This is a genomic window from Luteolibacter sp. (genome assembly GCF_058122085.1).
Genome location: NZ_JBIKBQ010000186.1, coordinates 1 through 3,592, shown reverse-complemented (window position 1 = coordinate 3,592; position 3,592 = coordinate 1). Strand labels below are relative to the sequence as shown.

General features: G+C 63.4%; 4 protein-coding genes. 3 read left to right on the top strand and 1 reads right to left on the bottom strand.

Translation table 11 applies throughout. The features are described from left to right. The coding region (locus tag AC4DF4_RS18175; RefSeq protein WP_490049515.1) for an ABC transporter transmembrane domain-containing protein at positions 1-404 on the bottom strand (404 nt) is incomplete at its 3' end. A 98-nt stretch (positions 405-502) separates the two neighbouring features. Between AC4DF4_RS18175 and AC4DF4_RS18170 the strand changes: the two genes are divergently transcribed. The 3 genes from AC4DF4_RS18170 (at position 503) to AC4DF4_RS18160 (ending at position 3,556) form a co-directional block, all read left to right on the top strand. Then, a complete protein-coding gene (locus tag AC4DF4_RS18170; protein ID WP_490049514.1) occupies positions 503-1,420 on the top strand; it encodes a trypsin-like serine protease in 918 nt (305 codons plus the stop codon). A gap of 83 nt (positions 1,421-1,503) precedes the next feature. Further along, positions 1,504-2,793 (top strand): 16S rRNA (adenine(1518)-N(6)/adenine(1519)-N(6))-dimethyltransferase RsmA, encoded by a 1,290-nt coding sequence (gene rsmA / locus AC4DF4_RS18165; RefSeq protein WP_490049513.1) that lies wholly within the window; start codon positions 1,504-1,506, stop codon positions 2,791-2,793. A gap of 4 nt (positions 2,794-2,797) precedes the next feature. Further along, positions 2,798-3,556, top strand: a complete 759-nt coding sequence (locus AC4DF4_RS18160; RefSeq protein WP_490049512.1) for a glutaminyl-peptide cyclotransferase — start codon at positions 2,798-2,800, stop codon at positions 3,554-3,556. Positions 3,557-3,592: the final 36 nt, after the last annotated feature.

Genomic DNA, 3,592 nt, shown 5'->3' with positions numbered 1-3,592 from the left:
CGGTTGCTGAGGGCGCCGGAGCGTTGCTCTTGATAGAACGGCACCGGCAGTTTCACCAGGTGTGCGAAGACATCGCGGCGCAGCCGGTTCAGGGCGGCCTCGCCGGAACGGATGAAGCCCTGGACGCGGAAAAAGGCGATGACGGATTGCACGGCGAGCACGCTGATGAGCATGAGCACGACGTGGTTGGATTTCTCCAAGACCTGCGCGGGATCAACACCTTGGCGGAGGGCGTCGGTGGGATTTCCGATGAGCTCCTTGAGGTAATACGGGAACGCCAGCGAGAGGATGGCGGTGAAAAAGAGCGCGGCGAGCGAGGGCAGGAAAACCGCCTTCTCTTTCATCAGATAGCCGAGAACCCAGCGGTGGGAGGACAGCGGCTTCTTCAGTTTGGGCTCGGACATGGGCCGATGGGAAACCATGACGGGACAGGCGTCAACTGCGGGGAACGCCGGAAGTTTTGGATTTGCCTAATCCCACGGGAAATCCGAGCTTCCGCTTCGTGAAAGGGCCCCGCTTGTTGTTTCTCGGCTTCGTCGCCTGCTGTCAGACCGCAGAGGCGGTCGTGATCGCCTCGGGCGGCCCGAACAACACGGCAATCTCCGGGCCCCAGAATTTCAACAACGTCGGCACGCTCAACGGCGCGTCCGCCATCTATCTGGCCAACGGCTGGGTGCTCACGGCCAACCACGTGAGCAGCTCGCTCCCCGCCTCGGTGAATTTCGGAGGAACCAACTACGCCACCGAGGTTGGCAGTTTTCACCGGCTGACGAACGACGGCCCGCTGAGCACCTTCACGGACATCGTGCTGTTCCGCTTGAGCGCGCCGCCGGCCCTCCCGGGCGTGACGATTTCCGGCGCCACTCCCACCGTCGCCAGCCAGGTGACGATGATCGGCAACGGCCGCTCGCAGCAAAGCGCGCCCACGTACTGGAACCGCACCGAGGTTGTGGGCAATAACAACGACACCTGGGTGGAAACCACACAGCTGCTATCCAATATTTCCGGCTTCAAAACCACCGCGACAACCGAAGTCCGCTGGGGCAAAAACGCCGTCGACGACAACAATTTCTACGTCAACGTGGGAAGCCTGCTCGCGCCGGTGCATGTGGTTTCGTTTTCAACCCGGTTCGATTCCGACATCAGCAACGAAGCGCAGGCGGTCGTCGGAGATTCCGGCGGCGCGGTGTTTTCCAACAACGGCGGCTCATGGGAGCTGTCGGGCATGATGTTTGCAGTGAGCACCTACGAGACCCAGCCCGGCGGCGCGGAGACCGCGGTGTTCGGGGTCCAGACGGCCATCGCGGATTTGTCGTATTACCGGCCGCAGATTTTCGCCATCATCCCGGAGCCTTCGGCGAGCGTTCTCGCCCTGCTGGGCGCATCGACGCTGGTCCTTCGCCGCCGTTCGCGCGTTTGAGTTGCACGCCGCGCCGCGATGCGGCATGAACGGCGGCCATGACCGGTCGGGAAATTCGAGAAGCGCTGATTCACGCGGGGGTGATGCCGAGCAAACAGCTGGGGCAGAATTTCCTCATCGACCCGAACATGGCGCGCTGGATCGTCTCGCAGCTGGAAATCACGGCGGACGACGCGGTGGTGGAAGTCGGCCCCGGCACCGGATCGCTCAGCGAACATCTGGTCGGAAAAGTCCGGAAATTGATCCTCATCGAGTTCGACGCCCGCCTCGCCGAAGCCCTGAAACACCAACACCGCGACGACCCGAGCGTGGAAGTCCACCACGCCGACGGCGTGAAGTTCGACGGCCGCCAGCTCTTCAAACACCGCCCGCTGAAATTCCTCGGCAACCTCCCCTACTCCTGCGGCGGCGCGATTCTCAAAAACCTGCTCAGCCGCCCACACCCGTTCGAGCGCGCGGTGATCATGCTGCAAAAGGAAGTCATCGACCGCCTCGGCGCCGCGCCCGGCACCAAGGACTACGGCATCCTCTCGCTGCGGACGCAGGCGAACTGGGAAGTGAAATCGCTGCGCACCGTGCCGCCCGAGGCGTTTTACCCGCAGCCGAAAATCGATTCCAGCGTCGCCGTGCTCACGCCGCGGACCAGCGGATTGCCCACCTTCGACTACCGCCTTTTCGACGAGCTCATCCGCCGCGGCTTCGCCCAACGCCGCAAGCAGCTCAAAAAACAACTCCCCGACGGCCCGCCGTGGGACGAAACCACCGCCGGCCTCGGCGTCACCGCCACCGTCCGCGGCGAGGAGCTCACGCTCGCGCAGTGGGTCGATCTCACCCGCGCCTACGATCCGCACCCGCTCAAGGACGTGCCGCAGAAATCCGGGGAAATCTTCGACGTCGTGGACGCCGACGACCAGGTCACCGGCACCGCCACCCGCGGCGAAGTCCACGCGCAAAAGCTCACCCACCGCGCCGTGCACGTCTTCGTTTTCAACAAGCGCGGCGACCTGCTCCTCCAAAAACGCTCGCTGCTCAAAGACATGTGCCCCGGCCTGTGGGACTCCAGCGTTTCCGGCCACCTCGATTCCGGCGAGTCCTACGAAGCCGCCGCCGTTAGGGAACTCGAGGAGGAAATGGGCATCACCACCGAGACCGCGCCCGAGGAAATCGCCCGTATCACGCCCGGCGTCGAAACCGGCTGGGAACACGTCCGACTCTATCGCATCCGCCACGACGGACCCCTGCGTTTCCCGTCCGCCGAGGTGGACGCGGTGATGTGGTTCCCGCTCGCGGAAATCGCCGCCTGGATCGCCGCCCACCCGGCGGATTTCGCGCCCGGCTTCCTGGAATGCTGGAAAAAATTCACCGCCCTCTGACCTCATGAAATGGTTCGCCCCGCTCGCCGCCGCCGTGCTGGCGCTCACCTCCTGCCAGAAATCCGCGCCGGAGCAGCTCGGCTATCAAATCATTTCCACCCGCCCGCACGACCCCACCGCCTACACCCAGGGCCTTCAACTCACCGGCGGCCGCCTGTTTGAAAGCACCGGCCAATACGGCGAGTCCACGCTCCGCGAAATCGAGCCCGCCACCGGGAAAATCCTCCGCAAGCGGCCGCTCGCCAAGACCGTCTTCGGCGAGGGCCTCACCATCATCAACCGCGAAATGTTCGTGCTCACCTGGAAGGAAAACACCGCCTATGTCTTCGAGCCGGACACCTTCAAGCCCATCCGCAGCCACACCTATCAAGGCGAAGGCTGGGGCCTAACGACGGACGGCAACCAGCTCGTCATGAGCGACGGCAGCAGCGATCTGAAATTCATCAACCCCAAGGATTTCACCGTCGTTAGAACCCTCGAAGTCAAAGACGGGAAAAACCCGCTCACCAACATCAACGAACTCGAATGGATCGACGGCCAGATTTTCGCCAACATCTACCAGACCAACCGAATCGCGCGCATCTCGCCCGAAGACGGCCAGGTCACCGGCTGGCTCGACCTCGCCGGCCTGCGGAAGCAGCTCGCCAAGCCCAACCGCGCCGAGGTTCTCAACGGCATCGCCCATGACCCCGCCACCGGCCACCTGCTCGTTACCGGCAAATACTGGCCGCAGATGTTCGAGATCAAGGTCTCGAAAAAATAGAAGGCGAAGCGGCTTGAAAGTGGCGGCGATCACCGG

Coding starts and splice junctions, on each gene's coding strand:
- rsmA (WP_490049513.1), top strand. CDS start 1,504: ATGCCGAGCAAACAGCTGGGGCAGAATTTCCTCATCGACCCGAACATG.
- AC4DF4_RS18160 (WP_490049512.1), top strand. CDS start 2,798: ATGAAATGGTTCGCCCCGCTCGCCGCCGCCGTGCTGGCGCTCACCTCC.